This window comes from Nocardioides sp. NPDC101246 (assembly GCF_044767415.1).
Taxonomy (GTDB): Bacteria; Actinomycetota; Actinomycetes; order Propionibacteriales; family Nocardioidaceae; genus Nocardioides.
Window position 1 is genome coordinate 204,273 of the sequence record NZ_JBIWNX010000011.1, and the last position, 20,365, is coordinate 224,637.

22 protein-coding genes are annotated in these 20,365 nt (G+C 70.1%); 7 read left to right on the forward strand and 15 right to left on the reverse strand.

All coding sequences use genetic code 11. The annotated features are described in order from the left end of the window. Positions 1 to 3 precede the first annotated feature (3 nt). The 11 genes from ACIRON_RS20825 to ACIRON_RS20875 form a co-directional block, all read right to left on the reverse strand. Positions 4 to 2,976 carry a bifunctional [glutamine synthetase] adenylyltransferase/[glutamine synthetase]-adenylyl-L-tyrosine phosphorylase gene (locus ACIRON_RS20825; RefSeq protein ID WP_402995050.1) on the reverse strand — a complete coding sequence of 991 codons (2,973 nt, stop codon included), beginning with the start codon at positions 2,974 to 2,976 and terminating at the stop codon, positions 4 to 6. 27 nt (positions 2,977 to 3,003) lie between these two features. Next, a complete protein-coding gene (locus tag ACIRON_RS20830; protein ID WP_402995052.1) occupies positions 3,004 to 3,795 on the reverse strand; it encodes a type 1 glutamine amidotransferase in 792 nt (263 codons plus the stop codon). Positions 3,796 to 3,892: 97 nt separating this feature from the next. After that, entirely contained in the window at positions 3,893 to 5,230 is a 1,338-nt protein-coding gene (gene glnA, locus ACIRON_RS20835) for a type I glutamate--ammonia ligase (protein WP_045550195.1), read from the reverse strand. Positions 5,231 to 5,290: 60 nt separating this feature from the next. After that, positions 5,291 to 5,482 carry a hypothetical protein gene (locus ACIRON_RS20840; protein ID WP_143033908.1) on the reverse strand — a complete coding sequence of 64 codons (192 nt, stop codon included), beginning with the start codon at positions 5,480 to 5,482 and terminating at the stop codon, positions 5,291 to 5,293. A 22-nt stretch (positions 5,483 to 5,504) separates the two neighbouring features. Continuing rightward, a complete protein-coding gene (locus tag ACIRON_RS20845; protein WP_402995055.1) occupies positions 5,505 to 6,251 on the reverse strand; it encodes a hypothetical protein in 747 nt (248 codons plus the stop codon). A 31-nt stretch (positions 6,252 to 6,282) separates the two neighbouring features. Continuing rightward, positions 6,283 to 6,918 carry a SatD family protein gene (locus ACIRON_RS20850; protein ID WP_402995057.1) on the reverse strand — a complete coding sequence of 212 codons (636 nt, stop codon included), beginning with the start codon at positions 6,916 to 6,918 and terminating at the stop codon, positions 6,283 to 6,285. 71 nt (positions 6,919 to 6,989) lie between these two features. Then, positions 6,990 to 7,619: a maleylpyruvate isomerase family mycothiol-dependent enzyme gene (locus ACIRON_RS20855; RefSeq protein WP_402995059.1), complete on the reverse strand. Its 630-nt coding sequence runs from the start codon at positions 7,617 to 7,619 to the stop codon at positions 6,990 to 6,992. 51 nt (positions 7,620 to 7,670) lie between these two features. Beyond that, positions 7,671 to 8,465 (reverse strand): MerR family transcriptional regulator, encoded by a 795-nt coding sequence (locus tag ACIRON_RS20860; protein WP_402995061.1) that lies wholly within the window; start codon positions 8,463 to 8,465, stop codon positions 7,671 to 7,673. Positions 8,466 to 8,505: 40 nt separating this feature from the next. After that, positions 8,506 to 10,530, reverse strand: coding sequence for an NAD(+) synthase (locus tag ACIRON_RS20865; RefSeq protein ID WP_402995063.1), 2,025 nt, complete (start codon positions 10,528 to 10,530; stop codon positions 8,506 to 8,508). A gap of 56 nt (positions 10,531 to 10,586) precedes the next feature. After that, the gene (locus ACIRON_RS20870) at positions 10,587 to 11,654 is read right to left on the reverse strand and encodes a DUF1080 domain-containing protein (RefSeq protein ID WP_402995065.1); all 1,068 of its coding nucleotides are present in this window, start codon (positions 11,652 to 11,654) and stop codon (positions 10,587 to 10,589) included. A gap of 131 nt (positions 11,655 to 11,785) precedes the next feature. Further along, on the reverse strand, positions 11,786 to 12,256 hold the full coding sequence (locus tag ACIRON_RS20875; RefSeq protein ID WP_402995067.1) for a GNAT family N-acetyltransferase: 471 nt from the start codon (positions 12,254 to 12,256) through the stop codon (positions 11,786 to 11,788). A 54-nt stretch (positions 12,257 to 12,310) separates the two neighbouring features. Between ACIRON_RS20875 and ACIRON_RS20880 the strand changes: the two genes are divergently transcribed. Then, entirely contained in the window at positions 12,311 to 12,847 is a 537-nt protein-coding gene (locus ACIRON_RS20880; RefSeq protein ID WP_402995069.1) for a GNAT family N-acetyltransferase, read from the forward strand. 95 nt (positions 12,848 to 12,942) lie between these two features. Beyond that, the gene (gene panB, locus ACIRON_RS20885) at positions 12,943 to 13,815 is read left to right on the forward strand and encodes a 3-methyl-2-oxobutanoate hydroxymethyltransferase (RefSeq protein ID WP_402995071.1); all 873 of its coding nucleotides are present in this window, start codon (positions 12,943 to 12,945) and stop codon (positions 13,813 to 13,815) included. Positions 13,816 to 13,897: 82 nt separating this feature from the next. Here panB and ACIRON_RS20890 read toward each other — a convergent pair whose 3' ends face one another. Continuing rightward, positions 13,898 to 14,548 carry an ion channel gene (locus ACIRON_RS20890; RefSeq protein ID WP_402995073.1) on the reverse strand — a complete coding sequence of 217 codons (651 nt, stop codon included), beginning with the start codon at positions 14,546 to 14,548 and terminating at the stop codon, positions 13,898 to 13,900. Positions 14,549 to 14,591: 43 nt separating this feature from the next. On the opposite strand from ACIRON_RS20890, the gene ACIRON_RS20895 reads away from it, so the two are divergent. Then, on the forward strand, positions 14,592 to 15,806 hold the full coding sequence (locus tag ACIRON_RS20895; protein ID WP_402995075.1) for a PQQ-dependent sugar dehydrogenase: 1,215 nt from the start codon (positions 14,592 to 14,594) through the stop codon (positions 15,804 to 15,806). A gap of 18 nt (positions 15,807 to 15,824) precedes the next feature. Here ACIRON_RS20895 and ACIRON_RS20900 read toward each other — a convergent pair whose 3' ends face one another. Continuing rightward, positions 15,825 to 16,034, reverse strand: a complete 210-nt coding sequence (locus tag ACIRON_RS20900; protein WP_402995077.1) for a hypothetical protein — start codon at positions 16,032 to 16,034, stop codon at positions 15,825 to 15,827. A 75-nt stretch (positions 16,035 to 16,109) separates the two neighbouring features. Between ACIRON_RS20900 and ACIRON_RS20905 the strand changes: the two genes are divergently transcribed. The 3 genes from ACIRON_RS20905 to ACIRON_RS20915 are packed head-to-tail and all read left to right on the forward strand — an operon-like array spanning position 16,110 to position 19,287. Further along, entirely contained in the window at positions 16,110 to 17,600 is a 1,491-nt protein-coding gene (locus ACIRON_RS20905) for a circularly permuted type 2 ATP-grasp protein (protein ID WP_402995079.1), read from the forward strand. Beyond that, on the forward strand, positions 17,600 to 18,529 hold the full coding sequence (locus tag ACIRON_RS20910) for an alpha-E domain-containing protein (protein WP_402995081.1): 930 nt from the start codon (positions 17,600 to 17,602) through the stop codon (positions 18,527 to 18,529). The genes ACIRON_RS20905 and ACIRON_RS20910 overlap by 1 nt, the downstream gene beginning before the upstream one ends. Positions 18,530 to 18,543: 14 nt before the next feature. Further along, positions 18,544 to 19,287 carry a transglutaminase N-terminal domain-containing protein gene (locus ACIRON_RS20915; RefSeq protein WP_402995083.1) on the forward strand — a complete coding sequence of 248 codons (744 nt, stop codon included), beginning with the start codon at positions 18,544 to 18,546 and terminating at the stop codon, positions 19,285 to 19,287. Between the two features lie 6 nt (positions 19,288 to 19,293). Here ACIRON_RS20915 and ACIRON_RS20920 read toward each other — a convergent pair whose 3' ends face one another. Further along, positions 19,294 to 19,605, reverse strand: coding sequence for a 4a-hydroxytetrahydrobiopterin dehydratase (locus ACIRON_RS20920; protein ID WP_402995085.1), 312 nt, complete (start codon positions 19,603 to 19,605; stop codon positions 19,294 to 19,296). Between the two features lie 41 nt (positions 19,606 to 19,646). Next, positions 19,647 to 20,072 (reverse strand): tetratricopeptide repeat protein, encoded by a 426-nt coding sequence (locus tag ACIRON_RS20925; RefSeq protein WP_402995087.1) that lies wholly within the window; start codon positions 20,070 to 20,072, stop codon positions 19,647 to 19,649. A gap of 88 nt (positions 20,073 to 20,160) precedes the next feature. Here ACIRON_RS20925 and ACIRON_RS20930 point away from each other — a divergent pair, with 88 nt between their 5' ends. Further along, a complete protein-coding gene (locus ACIRON_RS20930) occupies positions 20,161 to 20,352 on the forward strand; it encodes a DUF1918 domain-containing protein (RefSeq protein ID WP_141794223.1) in 192 nt (63 codons plus the stop codon). Positions 20,353 to 20,365: the final 13 nt, after the last annotated feature.

Consider the following 20,365-nt stretch of genomic DNA (forward strand, 5'->3'; position numbering starts at 1 on the left):
AGCTCACTCCCAGAAGACGCGCTCGACCACACCGTGGGCGAGGCGGGTCATCCGCAGGTAGTCGTTGACCAGCTCGTCGGTCGCGCCCGCCGGATAGCCGAGGATGGCCGCTACGGCGTGCTGTTCGACCGGCCCGGCGGGCAACGAGTCCGCCGGGCGGCCACGCGCGAGCGTGACCGCGTTGCGGACCCGACTGACCATCCGCCACGCCTCGATGAGCGTCTCGGCGTCGTGGGCCTCGATCAACGAGGCGTCGCGGGCGGCCTGCAGCGCCTCGACGGTGCGTGGCGTGCGCAGCCCCGGGACGGCGTACGCATGCCGCATCTGCAGGAGCTGGACGGTCCACTCGATGTCGGCGAGCCCGCCGCGGCCGAGCTTGAGATGGGTGTTCGGGTCGGCGCCGCGTGGCAGCCGCTCGTGGTCGACACGGCCCTTGATGCGGCGCACCTCGACGACGTCGTCCTCGCTCAGCCCGCCCTCGGGGTAGCGCAGCGGGTCGATCATCTCGGTGAACGCATCGCGCACCTGCTGGTCGCCGACGACGGCGTCGGCACGCAGCAGCGCCTGCGACTCCCAGATGCCCGACCACTTGGCGTAGTAGGAGGCGTACGCCGGCAGTGTCCGCACCAGCGCGCCCTGACGCCCTTCGGGGCGCAGGTCGGCGTCGATCTCCAGTGGCGGGTCGGCGCCCGGCAGAGCCAGCAACCGGCGCAGGTCGGCGATGACCTTGAGCGCGAACTGGGTCGCCTCTCCCGGATCGGCCCCCTCGACGGGCTGATGGACGAAGAGCACGTCGGCGTCGGAGGCGTAGGAGAGCTCGAACCCGCCGTAGCGGCCCATCGCGATGATCGCGATCCGCGTCGGGGGCCCGTCGACCCCACGGCGGGCGACCTCCTCGGCCACGACGGTGCGCAGCGAGGCCTCCAAGGTGGCGTCGGTCAGCCGCGACAGAGCGGCACCGATCGTGTCGATCCCGGCCTCGCCGAGGAGCTCGGCGGCCGAGATCCGGAACAGCTCGCGACGGCGGATCGCCCGGATGTGGCGTACGGCCTCCTCGGCGGAGGTGGTGGTGCGACGGCGGGCGGCGCGGGCGACCATCTCGTCGGTCAGCGCCTCGGCGGACAGCGGCGCCAGATCGTGGCCCAGGAGGCGTAGCGCCTCGGGCTCCCGCTCGAGCAGCGCGGTGGTGTAGCGCGAGGTGGACAGGATCGTGGCGAAGTGCTGCGCGACCAGGCCCTCGTCGCGCAGGGAGCGCAGATACCAGGGCGTGGCGCCGAGGGCGTCGGAGATCCGGCGGAACCCGAAGAGCCCGGCGTCGGGATCGGAGCCCTCGGAGAGCCACTGCAGCATCACCGGCAGCAGCGCCCGCTGCAGCGCCGCGCGCCGGGAGACGCCCGTGGTGAGCGCCTCCAGGTGGCGCAGCGCGGCCTTGGGGTCGGCGTAGCCCAGCGCGGTCAGCCGCTCCTCGGCGGCCTTCGCGGACAGGTGTGCCTGACCGGACGGGATCCGGGCGACCGCGTCGAGGAGCGGTCGGTAGAAGAGCTTCTCGTGGAGGCGGCGTACCTCGATCCGCTGGTGGCCCCACTCCTTCTCCAGCCGCACCACCGGGTCGCGCAGGTAGCCGAGCGAGCGCGCGAGCCAGCGCAGCGATTCCTCGTCGTCGGGGACGACGTGGGTGCGCCGCAGCCGGTGGAGCTGGAGCCGGTGCTCCATCCGCCGCAGGAACGCGTAGGCCTCGTGCATGGCCTCGCCGTCCTCGCGCCCGACGTAGCCGGATCGGGTTAGCGCCGCCAGCGCGGAGAGCGTGGTGGGCTGGCGGATCCCGGTGTCGGTGCGGCCGTGGACCAGCTGCAGCAGCTGCACCGCGAACTCCACGTCGCGCAGCCCGCCGGCGCCGAGCTTGAGCTCGCGGTCGGCCTCCCGGGACGGGATGTGGGCGATGACCCGGCGCCGCATCTTCTGGGTGTCGGAGACGAAGCCGTCGCGCTCGGCGGCCTTCCACACGAACGGGTTGACGGCGTCGACGTAGGCCTGGCCCAGAGCGAGGTCACCAGCCGCCGGCCTGGCCTTGAGCAGCGCCTGGAACTCCCAGGTGCTGGCCCAGCGCTCGTAGTAGCCGACGTGGCCGGCGATCGTACGCGAGAGCGCGCCCGCCTTGCCCTCGGGACGCAGCGCGGCGTCGACCGGCCAGATCGTGCCCTCGCCGGTGTGGGCCGAGCAGACCTGGATCAGATTGCTGGCGAGCTGGGTGGCGACCCGCAGCGAGACGTCGTCGCCGACCCCGTCGGCGGCCTCGTGGACGAAGATCACGTCCACGTCGGAGACGTAGTTGAGCTCGTGGCCACCGCACTTGCCCATCGCGACGACGGCCAGCCGGACCTTGTCGGCCTCGGCGCCCACCCGCGCGCGGGCGACCGCCAGCCCGGCGTCGAGGGTCGAGCAGGCCAGGTCGGAGAGCTCGGCCGCGACGTCGTCGACCGGGAGCTGGTGGGCCAGGTCGCGGGCGGCCAGCCGGAGCAGCCAGCGGCGGTACTCCACCCGGAGCGCGTCGACCGCCTCCGCGTCCGGGACCGTGGCCACCGGACTCTCGTCGCCCGGCTTCGCGCCGACGGCCTCGAGCAGCGAAGCCCTGAAGACGTACGCGGCGGGCCTGGTGGTGCCGAGGGTCGGGTCGGCCAGCTCACGCCAGTGAGCGGGATGGCGGGCCAGGTGGTCGCCGAGCGCGGGCGAGGCACCGAGCACCGAGATCAGCCGCATCGCGGTGCCCTCGTCGCCGGCGAGCTCCTCGACGAAGCCGGCGCCCTGGGACTCGGCGAGCATGACCAGGCCGGCCAGCGCCGCGTCGGGGTCGGCCGCCTGGCCCAGGATCGCCAGTAGCTCTTGGGCGCAGGGGCCGAGACCTGCCAGATCTGCCAGGGCCGTGTCCGGATCGTTGAAGCCGAGCCGGAGCAGCTCGCCCTTGCCTGGCAACGTCATGGCCCCGATTGTGTCACTGGCCGGTTTTCAGGCGCTCCAGGGCCTAGGGGTCGAGATGACGCCTCCGCGGGTGCCGCCCGGGGCGACGGCGGCGCTGCGTTCACGAACCAGGCGAGCGAACCCGAAGGCCAGCGGCTGCCAGGTCTTGATCAGCTCCTTCTCGGCGAAGGTGGCCGTCGCGACCACGTCCTCGACGCTGCGGCCGATCTGCTCGAGGTCCTCGACGGACTCCTCGGCCCAGACCGCGACCGCGGCGGCGTCGACCTCGGGGTGGAACTGCACGCCCCACACGGTCGGGGCGAACCGCGCCGCCTGGACCTGCCCGTCGATCGAGCTGGCCAGCTCGACGGTGCCCTCGGGCAGCCGGCCGACGACGTCGCGGTGCCAGTGCATGGCGCGGTCATCGCCCGCCAGCAGGCGCATCAGCGGGTCGAAGAGCACCTCGGGCTCCCAGGTGACCTGGCGTACGCCCACGGTCAGCCCGAACGGGCTGCGCTCCACGCTGCCACCCAGGGCCATCGCGGCCAGCTGATGTCCGAGGCAGATCCCGAGCGTCGGGATCCCGGCCTCGGCGGCCTGCGCGATCCGCTCGCGGGTGACCCGGAGCCAGGGGTGCTCGTCGTCGGAGTCGGCGTCCATCGAGCCGCCCATGACGAGCAGCCCCGAGTAGGAGGCGTTCAGCGACGAGAGCGGCGGGATCGGCTCGGCGTACGCCCGACAGACGTCGACGCACATGCCCGCCTCAGCCAACCAATGACCGAACAACGCCGGCGGAACTGTCTCCTCGTGCTGGATGACAAGCACTCGGGGAAGACTCACGACATCACTCCCACTCTCCCGTTCGATCCAGTGTGGCAGCACCGGATCGGAAGTGTGGAATCGGGCTTGAGTTGCCCTGACAACCAGTTATCGGAGGTCAGATGACCGGCAGCATCCGGGAGCGCTCGTAGGCGGTCACCTGCTCGCGGTAGGCGGCCCACTCGGCGCGCTTGTTGCGCAGGAAGAAGTCGAAGACGTGCTCGCCGAGGGTCTCGGCGAGGAGCTCGGAGTCCTCGGCCATCCCGATCGCCTCGTCGAGGTTCTCCGGCAGCGGATCGATGCCGAGGCTCTTGCGCTCGCGCTCGGTCAGCGCCCACACGTCGTCCTCGGCCTCGCGCGGCAGCTCGTAGCCCTCCTCGATGCCCTTCATGCCCGCGGCCAGGATCACGGCGAAGGCCAGGTAGGGGTTGCAGGCGGCGTCGAGGGACCTGACCTCGATGCGGGTCGACTGGCCCTTGAGCGGCTTGTACATCGGCACCCGGACCAGCGCCGAGCGGTTGTTGTGGCCCCAGGCGACGTGGGCCGGCGCCTCTCCCCCGCCGATCAGGCGCTTGTAGGAGTTGACCCACTGGTTGGTCACCGCGGTGATCTCGCCGGCGTGACGGAGCACGCCGCCGATGAAGCTGCGCCCGGTCTTGGAGAGCTGGTACTCGGCGCCCGGCTCGTAGAACGCGTTGGCGTCGCCCTCGAACAGGCTCAGGTGGGTGTGCATGCCCGAGCCCGGGTGCTCGGTGAACGGCTTGGGCATGAAGCTGGCCCAGATGCCCTGGCTCAGCGCCACCTCGCGGATGACGGTGCGGAAGGTCATGATGTTGTCGGCGGTGCTCAGCGCGTCGGCGTAGCGCAGGTCGATCTCGTTCTGGCCCGGACCGCCCTCGTGGTGGCTGTATTCCACCGAGATCCCCATCGCCTCCAGCATCGTGATCGCCTCACGCCGGAAGTCGGCGCCCATCGACTGGGCGGTGTGGTCGAAGTAGCCGCTGGAGTCGACCGGGGTCGGCTCGCTGCCGTCCCTCGGGTTGTCCTTGAAGAGGTAGAACTCGATCTCGGGGTGCGTGTAGAAGGTGAAGCCCTTCTCCGCGGCGTTGGACAGCGTGCGCTTGAGCACGTAGCGCGGGTCGGCGTAGGACGGCGAGCCGTCGGGCATCACGATGTCGCAGAACATCCGGCCGGTGGACGGGCCGTCGGTACGCCACGGCAGGATCTGGAACGTGCTCGGGTCCGGCAGGGCCAGCATGTCGGCCTCGGTCACCCGGGCGAACCCCTCGATCGCGCTGCCGTCGAAACCGATGCCCTCCGCAAAGGCGCTCTCGAGCTCGGCCGGAGCCACCGCGACCGACTTCAGATAGCCGAGCACGTCGGTGAACCACAGCCGCACGAAACGTACGTCCCGCTCTTCGAGTGCCCGGAGCACGAAGTCCTGTTGCTTGCCCATGCGTGAACACTAACGGTCCGACGTTACGGCCGAGACGTCCGCGCCACGCTGTGGCCGGGCTCAGCCTCGAGGACCCTTGAAGATCGAGATCACCAAGGCGACCCCGAACCCCGCCAGCGCCGCTCCGAGGACCGACCAGGCGGTGCTCGTGCCGCCTCCGCCGAGATAGCCCATGCCGGTGAGCGCCAGCGCTCCTCCGGCCAGGAGAAGCACCGCGGCCACCAGAAGTCCAAGAGCCTTACCCACAGTCATGACACCGCAATCTAGTCGCGGGCTAGGTGATGACCAGGGCAAGGGTCACCAGCGAGGTCATCCAGGAGACGAAGCTGCCGACCAGGAAGTATTCGGTCACGTCGTTGATGCTCGGCCCGTCGTTCCCACGGAACGACTGCAGCTCCGGCCAGCGGATCAAGCCCTTGGCCGCGACCACCAGGCCGGCGGCGGCGAGGTTGCCGGTGAGACCGAGCCCGAAGATCGTCAGCCGCTCGAGCGGGCCCAGGAGGCGGCCGCCCTTGAGATTGTTGCCGTCGACACCGTCGAGCGGGTTGGCCACCTTGGCGACGTCGAGGACGAGCTGCACCACGACGTTGCCGGTCGAGACCTGGACCAGCAGGCCGCCGAAGACGAGCAGCACGGCCTCGGGGCGCGCCGACTCGACCCAGACCCAGGGCGCCTGCTCCGCCCACGCGGCGACCGGTCCGCCGACCTCACCGGCCACCGGAGCCAGCAGGATCCCGACGAAGATCGTCCCGCCGAGCAGGGCCAGCGGGATCCCCGGCCGGGGGTTCGCGTCCGAGCCCTGGGGCGGGTGGGCCAGGAAGCCCCACAGCACCGTGATCCCGGCGATCACGATCACCGCCGCCAGGTCACCTCCGAAGAGAGCCGAGAGCAGGCCGAAGGCGATCACCGCGACCGCCCCGATCGCCTCGGGGACCCAGCGGATCCGCTTGAGCGGGTCGAGGATCGAATGGGCGAAGTCGACCGTCCCGATCCCGATCAGGAGCAGCGCTATCCAGCTCATGCCGCCGCCTCGCCTGCTCGCCGACGCCCGCTCATCGGACCTCCCCCAGAAGCTCGTCGGCGCGCACGATCACGGCGATGCCGTCACGGCGGACGCGCTGGGAGACCGCGGAGGGGGTGATGTCGAGCTCGGCGGCGATGGCCTTCTGAGACATGGCGGAGAGCATGCCAGAAAGCACCGACACCGAGGACCGATCCAGGCGAGAAAAGAGCTCGTCGCGCGCGACCAGAGCGGCGTTGACCGCGGCCGGCTCCGGCCCACCCGCGTCTTCAGCCGGCTGATACCAGGTCCGTACGCTGCGAGAGGCCGCCCTGTTCTCGGCGTTCTCCGCGGTCTCGATCGCCGCCCGAGCGGACCACCACCCCGGCCCGTCCTCGACCCGGGGGTCGTCGCGGAGCACCCGGGTCTCGCCCCAGCCGATGCCGTGGCGTACGCCGACCACGGGGTCGAGCGCGATCCGCAGCCGCAACGTGGCCCGGATCGCGGCGCCGACGGTCTTGAAGGCTCCCTGGTACTCATCGCCGACCGTGATCCGCAGCGGCGTGACCGGCTGCCACTCCCGGTTGATCTCCTCGATCGCGTCGGCGAACGCCTCGTGAACCTCGGCGCGGTCGGCCTTGGTGCGCGAGCCCACGAGGTCGCCGATCACGGTCGCCACTGACGTCATATGAAGATGATACCTTCATTCTCGCGTGATGAAGGTATTTGATTTACTTGATGCGAATGAAGCCATGAGCTTCAGGTGGCAACCACCGCGGCCGCGCCCGGCCCGGTGAGCTCGTCCGGCCCAACCTGACGCCCGGACAGCGCGAGCACGATCGTGATCGCGGTGCCGCGGACCTCAGGGCCGGTCCCGATCACCGTGTCGGCGTCGGTGGCCACAAGGCGTACGCGCTGGGCTCGCTCCTTGCCACCACCCCACTTCTGCGAGGTCTTGGCCAGGTAGCCCAGCGCCGTGACGACGTGCTCGACCGGGTAGTCGCGCCGCAGACCCAGCGGGCGCCGGATGTCCTCCCCGTGGGCGAACTCCTCGACCAGGCGGGTCGCGAGCGGAGCGGGCGGGGTCGCCGTCCGACCGGCGACCCTTCGGAACGCGGCCAGCGTCTCGGCCGGATCCTCGGCGCGCTCCCGGTCGACACCGGTCTGGTTGTCCCGGTCGAAGTCCCCGCCGGCGGCGACCAGGCGGCGTACGAACCCCAGCCGTGTCGTCGTCGCGACGTCGATCATGTGGGCGAGCACGTCGTGGACGGTCCAGCCCGCGCACAGCGACGGCGTCGCCCACTGTGCCGGGGAGAGGGTCTCGAGGTCCCGGATCAGCGCCTGTCGCTCGGCGTGAACGACGGACCAGACCAGGCTCTTGGACGACATGGTCACGACGCTACCGCGACTCCGGACCCACGCCCCGGCATGAAGGACCCGCTACCTCACCGGCTGCTGGAGCTCGGTGACCCAGGCATCCTGGTCCTCCGGCATCTCGAGGTAGATCTCGCGGCACGGGCCCGTGAACTCGAGACCGGCGTCGCTGACGTGGCGGGACAGCTCCTGCCAGGCCTCGCCGATCCCCGTCATCGCCCCGCGGTAGATCGCGGTGACCGCGCGGTCGTGTGCCGGCAGAGTGCCGATCTCGAGGCCGTCGACGGCCTTGCCGCCGAGCTCGGCCCCGGCGCCGAAGGCCATCCCGTCGCCGACGGCGTCGTACCAGCCGATGGCCGGCCCGGACGGCTCGATCCCGGCGGCCGCGAAGGCGCCGTAGACCCGTCCGAAGAGCGGGCCGACGCGGGTGCCGACCTCGTCGACGTCGTCGACCTGGTCGGTCAGCTGGGTGAGGCTGAGGGCCGCGAGCGGCTTCTCGGTGTAGGTGAGGGTGGACATGGGATCTCCTTCCAACAGTCGAAGACGTCGCTCCACCTCGCCGAGGCGCCGGCCGTCGGCCTCGATCTGAACGCGCAGCTCGTCGCGGCGCCGATGCAGCAGCGCAGCGAGCTCGGCCGGCGTACGGCCCTCGTCGAGCAGATCACCGACCTCCTCCAACGAGAAGCCCAGCGATCTGAATGCCACCAGCGCGTCGGCCCGGGCCAGCAGCGCCGGCTCGTAGAACCGGTAGCCGCTGTGCGGGTCGACACGTGAAGGCGAGAGCAGGCCGAGGGAGTCGTAGTGCCTCAGCATGCGCACCGACACCCCGGCGAAGCGGCCAAAGTCTCCGATACTCAACATGACGCCATCAGCCCATCGCCTGACACCGTGTGAGGGTCAACTACTCCACCGGAACCCGGGCCTCGATCTCCGCGAGCCAGGCGGCCGGGGAGGCGTCCGAGGGCATCCGCCAGTCGCCGCGCGGCGACATGGTGCCGCCGTTGTGGACCTTCGGCCCGTTGGGCAGCGCCGAGCGCTTGAACTGGTTGGCGAAGAAGCGCTTCACGAAGACCTCGAGCCAGGCGCGGATCTCCTTCATCTCGTACGCCGCCCGCTTGTCCTCGGGGAACCCCGGGGGCCACTCGCCGGCCTCGACGTCGTGCCAGGCGTTCCAGGCCAGGAAGGCGATCTTCGAGGGCGAGAAGCCGTTGCGGACGGTGTGGAAGAGGGTGAAGTCCTGCAGTGCGTACGGACCGATCTTCTGCTCCGTCGACTGCAGCTCCTCCCCCGGCACGAGCTCGGGCGAGATCTCCTGGTCGAGGATCTCCTGGAGGACCTCGTCGGCGGTGCCGTCGAACTGCTCGGTGGTGATCACCCAGCGGATCAGGTGCTGGATCAGGGTCTTCGGCACGCCCGCGTTCACGTTGTAGTGCGACATCTGGTCGCCGACGCCGTAGGTGGCCCAGCCGAGCGCGAGCTCGGAGAGGTCGCCGGTGCCGAGGACGATGCCGCCGCGCTGGTTGGCGATGCGGAAGAGGAAGTCGGTACGCAGCCCCGCCTGGACGTTCTCGAACGTCACGTCGTAGACCGGCTCGCCGTCACCGGCCGGGTGGCCGATCTCCTTGAGCATCTGGGTGGCGGTCGGGCGGATGTCGAGCGTCTCGTAGGTCGTCCCGAGCGCCTCCATCAGCTGGATCGCGTTGGACCTGGTGTCCTCGGAGGTCGCGAAGCCGGGCATCGTGAACGCCAGGATGTCGCTCGCCGGGCGGCCCAGGCGCTCCATCGCCTTGGCGGCGACGATCAGCGCGTGGGTCGAGTCGAGCCCGCCTGAGACGCCGATGACGATCTTCGTGTCCGGGCCGATCGACTGCAGCCGCTTCTCGAGCCCGGAGACCTGGATGTTGTAGGCCTCATAGCACTCCAGCGCGAGCTTGTCGGGGTCGTCGGGGACGAACGGGAACCGGTCCACCTTGCGCCGCAGCCCGTCGCCGGTCAGCGGCGGCGCCAGCTCGAACTCGATCTCGGAGTGGAAGGTCGCCTCGGCCCGCCGGTTGTCGTCGAAGGTGCCCTGCCGGATCCGCTCGGCGCGGATCCGCTCCAGGTCGACGTCGACCACGGTGCGCCGCGGCCCGTCCGGGAACCGCTCGGTCTCCCCCAGCAGCTCGCCGAGCTCGTACGCCATCGTCTGACCGTCCCAGGACAGGTCGGTGGTCGACTCGCCCTGGCCGGCGGCGGTGTAGACGTACGCCGCCAGGCACCGGGCGGACGCGGACTGGACCAGGAGTCGCCGCGCGTCGGAGCGGCCCACCGTGATCGGGCTGGCGGAGAGGTTGAGCAGCACGGTCGCGCCGGCCAGCGCGGCCTTCGCGCTCGGCGGCACCGGGACCCACATGTCCTCGCAGACCTCGACGTGGAAGACGAGATCCTTGACGTCGGTGCACCGGAAGAGCAGCTCGTTGCTGAGCGGAACCTCCTCGCCGCCGAGCATGATGGTGCCGTCGGCGCCGTCGCCCGTGCCGTACCACCGCTTCTCGTAGAACTCGCGGTAGGTCGGCAGGTAGGTCTTGGGCACCACGCCGAGCACCTCGCCGCCGTGGATCACGACCGCGGTGTTGAGCACCCGGTCGCCGTGGCGCAGCGGGGCGCCGACGACGATCACCGAGAGCAGCTCCTCGGAGGCCACCACGATCGCGCTGATCGCGGCGTGCACGGCGTCGAGGAGGGTCCGCTGCAGGACGAGGTCGTCGATCGAGTAGCCCGAGAGGCACAGCTCCGGGAAGACCGCTACCGCGACTCCCTCATCGGAGCACTCGCGGGCCTGCGCGATCACCTCGCGCGCGTTGGCCGCCGGGTCGGCGACGGAGATCGGGATGGTGCACGCCGCGACCCGCGCGAAGCCATGGGAGTAGGCGGAGTAGAAGTCCACACCCGGAGTCTAGGTGCTACCCAGCCTCCCGATCCCGCCACCGACCGCGGACGACCTCAGGACAGGTCGCGGATGCGGATGTTCCGGTAGGAGACCACGTCCGGGGTGCTGCCGTGCGCCTGAACCCCGACGTGACCGGTCAGCCCTCGGCTGCTGGAATCGGGGTCGTTGGGACGACCGGGGAACGGCAGCCCGGGCAGGTTCTCGAACTCGTTGATCACGACACCGTTGCGGATCACGGTGTACTGCTGCCCGACGACGCGGATCTCGAGGTCGTTCCAGGTGCCCTTCGGGGTCGGCCGCGCCTGGGCCAGGGTGAGGTCGGCGAAGCCGTAGATCGACCCGGTCTTGCGGGGGTCGTTGCTGCCGCCCTCCGGCGAGTCGTTGACCTGGATCTCGTGGCCGCAGTTGACCGCGATCCAGGACAGGTTGCCGGTCTCGCTGCCGTTGAACGTGGTGGGGCATCCTTCGACCGGACCCCACAGCTCGGGGAAGCGCACCTGGACGCCGCTGTTTCCGCGGGCCGCACCGGGCGCGTCGTCGCGGAACTGCAGTCGCAGCGAGAAGTCGCCGTACTCCCGTTCCGGGTACCACAGGGTTCCGAACCCGCCGCCCGCGCCGGCACGGCTGCGGATGGTGCCGTCCGGTACCAGGTCGAACCCACCGTCTCCGGCGTACGCCCAGTCGCCGAAGGAGTCGGCCGAGCCGTCGAAGAGCCAGTCGTAGCCCTCGACCTTCCCCACCTGCGAGCGAGCCGCGGCGGATCGCAGCCGGCTGGCCTCGGCCCGCGTCACCTCTCCGGTGGCGACCAGGTCGGCGGTGACGCCACGGACGTGCGTCACGAAGGCCCCATGGGTCGGCCATGTCCGCTCGTCGTCGATGACGTCGTTGATGGTGCAGCCGGAGCGCAGGGTGCTGTTGGCGACGCCGGTGTCGAGATCGAGGAGGACCACGCTCGTGCGGGCATCGGGTGCCGGACAGGTCGCGGCCGTCGAGGGTGTCTCGGTGGGAGTCGCGAGGGCGGCCCCGATCGGACCGCCCGTGCAGAGAGCGGTGATCCCGAGGACAGCCGACCCGACGGCGAGTCGGGTCCGAGTGCGGCGTGTGGAGGGGAAGCGAGACATCGAGACTCCGAACATCGGGACGCCGAATGGGATGTGATGCGCGTCACGCCGGATGCTAGTGTCGACGGTCGCCGACTTTCAACCGTTCCTGAACGACTTTCGCGGGTAATCTTCGAAAGTGGTCTTCCGGGTCAGCCCGCCGAGCGCTCCATCACGATCTCCTCCGGACCGTCGTCGATGGGGCTGGGAACCGTGGCGGACTCCACGAAGCCGAGCCGCTCGTAGACGGCATGGGCGCGGTCGTTGCCGACGAGGTGGGTGAGTCGCACGGGCAGGTCACCGGCGCGGGCGATCACCTCGCTCAGAAGCGCGCTGCCGGCGCCTGACCCTTGGGAGTCGGGCAGGACGTACAGCTTCCAGAGCATCAGGTGGTCCTCGAAGACCGAGTAGGAGGCCATCGCGACGACCCGGTCCTCGACCTCGGCGACGAGGACGGTGCCGGCCCTGATCCCGGGGAGCACCGCGTCCGGAGCCCACCACTTGGCGATGCCCTCCTCGACGTACGCCTCACCGGTGATCGGCGGGTACGTCGCCCGCCAGGTCGTCACGCCGACGTGGATCACCGCGTCGAGGTCCTCCGCCGTCGCCTGTCGCACCCGCATGGACGCGACGATAACCAGGAGCGCCGGGGCTGTCGCTCCGTTTAGCGTGGACGTGTGCTGATCCGACGTGAACGTCTCGAGGACGTGGCCGACATCCGTGCGGTCACTGCCGCCGCCTTCTCCGGTGTGGAGCATTCCGCGCCGCCGGTCGAGCCCGACGGGGCGCCCGGGGAGGCGACGCTGGTGGGGTGGCTGCGCGAGGATCCGGGCTGGGTCCCGGAGCTCTCGCTGGTCGCCGAGGCCGACGGCGAGATCGTGGGCCATGTCGTGGCCACCCGCGGCGAGCTCGCCGGTCGGTCCGCGCTCGGTCTCGGCCCGGTCAGCGTCTCCCCCGCCCGCCAGCGCGACGGCGTCGGCTCAGCGCTGATGCACGCCGTCCTCGGCGCCGCCGACGCACTGGGTGAGCCGGTCGTCGTCCTCCTCGGCTCGCCGGACTACTACGGCCGCTTCGGCTTCGTCCCCGCCTCCTCGCTCGGGATCGAGGCACCCGAACCCGCCTGGGGCGACTACTTCCAGGCACGGCCGCTGGCTGCGTACGAACCGGGTCTTCGGGGCCCGTTCCGCTATGCCGCCCCGTTCGACCGGCTGTGACCACCGCCACAGCGCGCCCGGTGTGAACTCGGCCTACGCTGGAGGTAGTCCGTGGACTCCATCAGGGAGCTGCGAGATGAAACCAGAAAGGCTCGATGATGAGCACGAACCCCTCTGCCGAGGAGACCGCCCCTTATGGGACCGGGGCCGCTGGGAACACGCCGGCCAAGCCCGTACGCAAGGTGCGCACGCATCATCTTCGCGAGATGAAGCAGCGTGGTGACAAGATCACGATGCTGACCTCCTACGACATGTACTCCGCCCAGATCTTCGACGAGGCCGGCGTCGACCTGCTGCTCGTCGGTGACTCGGCCTCCAACAACGTCCTCGGCAACGAGACGTCGCTTCCGGTGACCGTGGACGAGCTGCTGCCCCTGACCCGCGCGGTCTCGCGCAGCGTGAAGCGGGCGATGGTCGTCGGCGACCTGCCCTTCGGCTCCTACCAGGCCTCGCCGGAGCAGGGCTACCTGACCGCGGTGCGGTTCATGAAGGAAGCCGGCGCCCACTGCGTGAAGCTCGAGGGCGGCGCCGAGATGGCCCCGGTGATCAAGAAGCTGACCGAGGGCGGCATCCCCGTCATCGCCCACATCGGCTTCACCCCGCAGTCCGAGCACGTGCTCGGCGGCTACCGTGTCCAGGGCCGCGGCGACAACTCCGACCGGATCATCGACGACGCCAAGGCCGTCCAGGAGGCCGGCGCGTTCGCGGTGGTCATGGAGATGGTCCCCGGCGACGTCGCCGCGCAGATCACCAAGGAGCTGGACATCCCCACCATCGGGATCGGTGCCGGCCCCGACTGCGACGGCCAGGTGCTGGTCTGGCAGGACGCCTTCGGCATGCGTAGCGGCAAGATGGCCCGCTTCGTGAAGCAGTACGCCGACGTGAAGTCGGTCCTGTCCGAGGGCGCCGAGGCCTACATCTCAGACGTCAAGGGCTCGACCTTCCCCGGCCCCGAGCACACCTTCTGAGGATCTGCGCCCCATAAGTGGTCGATCCGGGCCGGCCGGCTCGAGGCCGGGCCCGGATCGACCGCTTGGCAGACTCCCCCGGCTACACGCGCCGTGCCCTGGCGGCCGCCAGCCCGACCAGGCGGGCGACCACCATGGCGACGTAGAAGACCCCCGCGATCTGCTCGATCATCACCACCGAGCGGGCGTGCGGGAGCACCGGCACGATGTCGGAGAGTCCGACCGAGGTCAGCGTCGTGAACGAGAGGTAGAGCAGGTCGAACCACTGCCGGTGGTCGCCGAACGAGCCGGGCCAGATCACCTGGATCGCCGCGTACAGGTAGGCGAAGGCCCAGGCGACGACGGTGAACGCGGCACCGGTCGCGAAGAGCTCGTCGCGGGTGACCACGTCGTCGTGGAAGAGATAGCGGATCATCGCGTACGAGACGAACAGATAGAACGGGACGTGGAAGAAGGCCGAGGTCAGCACGACCCAGCCCTCGTTCGGCGCGACGGACTCCCACACCGCGAAGATCGTCGCCGGTCCACCGAAGATGATCGCCGCCCAGGAGAAGGCCGGAGTCATGCGCACCGCAGCGACCGCTGCCAGCAGGAGCAGCAGCTGCAGCACGCCCAGTGCGGCGCGGCCGGCGGTCGAGCCGTCGAGGAAGGGGTAGGCCAGGATCGCCACCACCTGTCCGAGCAGCAGCACCGCGGAGGGGTGTTCGCGCATCGCCCTGATCACGTTCGTCACAACCGCACACCCTAGAGCCCACCGGGCCAGTAGCGTCGACACCATGCGCGCCGCCATCGCACTCGCCTCCGTGATCGCTCTCGGGCTCTCGACCGCCGCGTGCGCGGGAGACTCCTCTCCCGCCTCCACTCCCCCGCCGCTGAACCCGTCGGGTTCGCCGAGCGCCTCCGCCAGCGCGTCCTCATCGGCTCCCCCAGCCGTGCTGCCGACCTCCGACCGGGTCCCGGAGCTCGACGTCGAGGTGGTCAACGACGAGCTCGACCACCCCTGGGACGTCGCCGACATCGGCGAGGACCGGTACCTGCTCACCGAGCGCGACCGGGCGGTCCTGTCGCTGGTCGAGGGCGGCGAGCGGCGGGAGATCCCGCTCGAGGACAACGACATCTGGGTCTCCGGTGAGACCGGGCTGATGGGGCTCGAGATCGACCCCGGCTTCGCCGAGAACCGGCGCATCTACACCTGTCAGGGGTGGAACGACGGCCAGGACGTACGCGTCATCTCCTGGACCCTCGACGCCGCACTGACCAGGGCCACTCAGGAGCGGACGCTGATCGACGGCTTCCCGACCTCGTCAGGAAGGCACGGTGGCTGCCGGCTGCTGATCACCGCCGACGGGGCGCTCTGGGTCGGCACCGGGGACGCCGCCAACGAGGAGAACCCGCGCAGCCTCGACTCCCTGGGCGGCAAGACGCTCCGGCTCGACCCGGAGACCGGCGAGCCCTGGCCGGGCAACCCGTGGGCCGGCGACGAAGGACCGCGCCGATTCATCACCAGCTTCGGCCACCGCAACGTGCAGGGGCTGGCCCAGCGCGCCGACGGCACGATCTGGTCGATCGAGCACGGCTCCGACCGCGACGACGAGGTCAACGAGATCACCCTCGGTGGCGACTACGGCTGGAACCCCGGCCCCGGCTACGACGAGTCGGTGCCGATGACCGACCAGAACCTGCCCGGAAAGCAGATCGAGGCGGCCTGGGACTCCGGCAACCCGACCGTCGCGACCGGTGGCGGCACCTTCATCCCGGTCCAGGAACGATGGGGCGCCTACGGCGGGGCGCTCGCGGTCGCCGTGCTCAAGGACCAGGAGCTGCTGATCCTCTCCTTCGACGAGTCCGGGAAGCTCACCGACGACAGCTCACCCGAGGTCATGCGCGACTACGGGCGGCTGCGTACGGTCTCGCTGGCCGCGGACGGTGACCTGCTCGTCACCACCGACAACGGAGGCGGCGACGAGCTGCTCCGGGTCACCCCGCGCTGAGGATCAGCCCGACTGAAATCACTCAGTCTCGTTGCCCGCGTCGCCCTCCCAGGCCTTGTCTTCCTTGTCCCAGCGCTCGTTGTTCTCCTGAACGTGATCGAGCGCTCGGGAGGCCTCGGCGTGGGAAGCGTAGGGACCGAGACGGTCCTTGGCCTTGCAGCCCTCGTACGGCTCGACGGTCTTGTGCTTGAGGCAGTAGTAGTACTCACCCGCGTGCTCGTCGCTCATAGATCCAACCTACCGTTGCGCGAGATGTTCGCGTGGGCAACAGCGCTGTTACAAGGATTTCAGTAGGTTGCCTTCATGAGCCAGATGTTCGACGCCTACGAGACTCGGGATCCGGCCTTTGACGAGATGTTCGTCGGCAGCGAGCTCCGGCCTCCCTATCAACGGCTCGGCGACTCGCTGCGCCGGCTCAGCGCGGCGGAGCTGATCAGCCGGGTCGAGGCGATGCAGGCCAGCTACCTCGACCAGGGCGTCACCTTCGACATCGGCGGTGAGGAGCGGGCCTTCCCGCTCGACATCGTGCCGCGGGTCATCGAGCGGGACACCTGGGCGACGATCGACAAAGGGGTCCAGCAGCGGGTCAAGGCCCTGGAGCTGTTCCTCGCCGACGTCTACGACGAGGGCAAGGTGTTCGAGGACGGGGTGATCCCGCGCGAGGTGATCACCACCTCCAGCCACTACCACCGCGCCGCCGCCGGGGTGCACCCGCCCAACGGCGTACGCGTCCAGGTCTCCGGCATCGACCTGGTCCGTGACAACAACGGCGAGTTCCGGGTGCTGGAGGACAACGTGCGGGTCCCCTCGGGTGTCTCGTACGTCATGACCAACCGTCGCGCGATCTCGGCCGCGCTCCCGGAGACGATCGCCGAGCACCGGATCCGGCCGGTGGCCAACTATCCGCAGAAGCTCCTCGCGGCGCTGCGCGCGGCCGCTCCCGCCGGTGTCGCCGACCCGACCGTGGTCGTGCTGACCCCGGGCGTCTACAACGGCGCCTACTTCGAGCACGCGCTGCTGGCCCGGACGATGGGGGTCGAGCTCGTCGAAGGGCGCGACCTGGTGTGCCGCAACGGGCAGGTGCTGATGCGTACGACCAAGGGGCTGGCCCCGGTGCACGTCATCTACCGGCGCATCGACGACGAGTTCCTCGATCCGGTGCACTTCCGGCCCGACTCGATGCTCGGCTGCGTCGGCCTGATCGACGCCGCCCGGATGGGCAACGTGACGCTGGCCAACGCGGTCGGCAACGGGGTCGCCGACGACAAGCTGGTCTACACCTACATGCCCGACATCATCCGTTACTACCTGGGTGAGGACCCGGTGATCCGCAACGTCGACACCTGGCGGATGGGCGATGCGTCCTCCCGCGAGGAGGTCCTCGACCGGCTCGACGAGCTGGTGCTCAAGCCCGTCGACGGCTCCGGCGGCAAGGGGATCGTGATCGGACCGGCGGCCTCGACCCGCGAGCTGGAGGTGCTGCGCGGCAAGATCCTGGAGGACCCCCGCTCCTGGATCGCGCAGCCGGTGGTGCAGCTCTCCACGGTCCCGACCTTCATCGATGGAGATCTCGGGGCGCGGCATGTGGACCTGAGGCCGTTCGCGGTCAATGATGGCGACAAGGTCTGGGTTCTTCCCGGTGGCCTGACTCGGGTGGCGCTCGCAGAGGGCGAGCTGATCGTGAACAGCTCCCGTGGCGGCGGCTCGAAGGACACCTGGGTGCTCGCCGGACCGACGTCGTCCCGGCCGTCCGGTCGGGGTCAGGGTCAGTCTCAAACGCAGGGGGTTGCGTGATGCTGAGTCGCATCGCCGAGTCGATGTTCTGGATCGGGCGCTATGTGGAGCGTGCCGAGGACACCGCGCGCATCCTCGACGTACAGACCCAGCACATCCTCGAGGACGCCGCCACCGACGAGGAGACCGCCTGCCGCTCGCTGCTCGCGGTGATGGGCATCGAGATCCCCCCGACCGAGAAGGTCGGGCTGCCGCAGATCCTGGACATGCTCGCGTACGACACCACCCAGCCGACCTCGATGGCCTATGCGCTCGGCGCGGCCAGGGAGTCGGCCCGCGGGGCCCGGGAGACGCTCTCGGTGCCGTTGTGGGAAGCGCTCAACACCACCTACCGGGCGATCCCGGCGGGCCAGTTCAAGCACATGCGGGCGCCGTTCATCTTCAGCTGGGTGCGCGACCGGGTGGCTCAGATCAACGGCACCGCCGACGCCACGATGATGCGTGACGAGTCCTGGCAGTTCCTGATGCTCGGGCGCTACGTCGAGCGCGCCGACATGACCTCGCGGCTGGTCGCGACCACGTCGCTGACCTCCGCCGGCGGTGCCTCGCAGTGGAACTCCACGCTGCGTGCCTGCGGGGCGTACGACGCGTTCCTGCGGGTCAACAAGGGGGTCGAGACCGAGCAGGCGGCCGCCGAGTTCCTGCTGCTGGACCGGATCTTCCCGCGCTCGGTCGTGCACGCGCTGCAGCGGGCCGAGGGGGCGCTGGACACCCTGGAGGGGACGACCCGTCGCGCCGGCTTCACCGACGAGGCCCACCGGCTGATCGGCCGGATGCGGGCATCGCTGGAGTACCGCTCGCTCCACGATCTGCTGGCGGACCTACCCGCCGAGATGGAGCGGCTCCAGGTCACCTGTGCCGAGGCCACCGAGGCGGTCACCAAGCGCTACTTCGCCGGTGCCGAGGCGCTGGCCTGGCAGCCGATCTGAGGAGCCTGATCGAGATGAGCATGCAGTTCCGCATCGTGCACACCACGACGTTCGCCTACGACGGACCGGCGGTCGCCTCCTACAACCAGACGCGACTGACGCCCCTGACCACGCCCGACCAGATCGTGGTCCACCACCGGATCGACGTCTCTCCGAAACCGTGGACCTATGAGTACAAGGACTACTTCGGCAACGAGGTCACCGCGATCGAGGTGCTCGAGGCGCACCGTCGGCTCAAGGTCTCCGCGACCAGCACTGTCCACGTCGACCGGAAGCCCGGGGCGGCTCCGGTGCTCACCTGGGAGGAGGCCGCCCTGCCAGGGGTCGCGGACCGGTTCATCGAGTTCCTGGGGCTGCCTTTGCTGGTGGCACCGGGCGAGGAGCTCGCGGCCCGGGCCAAGGAGATCGCCGCCTCGGCGGGGATGCCGGGCGAGGCCGCCTTCGAGATCGCCCGTGCGGTCGCCGAGGCCGCGCCGGCCGATGCCGCCCACCAGCTGCTCGGCGCGCTGCGTACGGTCGGGATCCCGGCGCGCTATGTCTCCGGCTACGTCTATCCCGGCGGCGCCCACTCCTGGGTGGAGTGGTGGGACAACGGCTGGCACGGGATCGACCCCGCCACCGGCACCGAGCCCGGCGACGCCTACGTCGGTGTGGCCACGGGTCGTGACCACACCGACGTCAAACCGTTGGGCGGGATCTACTCGGGCCCCGAGGAGCCGACCGTCGAGGTCAGCGTCGAGATGACCCGTCTGGCCTGAGTCGGCTCAGAGCGCGGACTCCGCCGAGAGCCCGTTGATCACCTTCGCCAGCGCGATGTCCCGGCTGGTGACCCCACCGGCGTCGTGGCTGGAGAGCCGGATCTCGACGTACGGGTAGCGCAGGTCGATGTCGGGGTGGTGGTTGGCCTCCTCGGCCTTCGCCCCGATCGCGTTGACCAGCGCCAGACCGGTGACGAAGTCACCGGTCTGGACGCGGGCGACGATGCTGTCGGCCTCGCCGCTGGTGTCGAACGTCCAGCCTGCCAGGTCCTCCTGGGCGACCTGCTCGGCGTTGAGGGTCGTGGTGTCAGGTTCCATACCCCCACCCTGCCACCGCCGAGGCCGCCGCGTCATCCGGGTCACCCCTCGCGCTGCGCCAGCCGGTTGCGTACGCGGTAGACGGCTGCGTGATGGTCGTAGTCGTCGCTCATCACGGCCGCCAGACGCAGCGGGCCGAGCGCGTCCTCGAGACGGTCCTGGCGCTCCAGGACGCGGCCCAGCGAGTGCTGGCTCCAGGCGTCGCTGGGGTCGCGCTCGACCAGCCAGCGCAGCTCGGCCTCGGCCTTGGCGAGCTGCGCCCGCAGCATGTAGGCCCACGCCCGCATGCTCCGCAGCCCGATGTTGTCGGGGTCGTCGGCAAGCGCCGGCTCCAGGATCTCGAGCGCCTCCACGGGAAAACGCCGCGAGAGCAGGTCGTGGGCCGTCCGGAAGGCCGCCTCGTGCGAGGCCTGGCCCGGGAAGACGACAGCCGGGGCTACGTACTCGAACTCTTCGTTCTCTGTCATCACACCCTCCGAACGCGATACCCCCACATGGTATTCCATCGGCACCTGCGTTGGGAGCACCATGGTGACGGTGAGGAGGTGAACGCGCATGCACGCATCAGTTGGTGACCACCTCGTCGTGGCGGGCCAGCACGTCGGGGACCACGTTCGGGAGGCCGAGATCATCGAGGTCAGCCACCCCGACGGCAGCCCGCCCTACCTCGTACGCTGGAGCGACAGTGACCACGAGTCGCTCGTCTTCCCAGGTCCGGATGCCCACATCGAGCCTGCCTCGCACTAGACTTTTCCTGCGG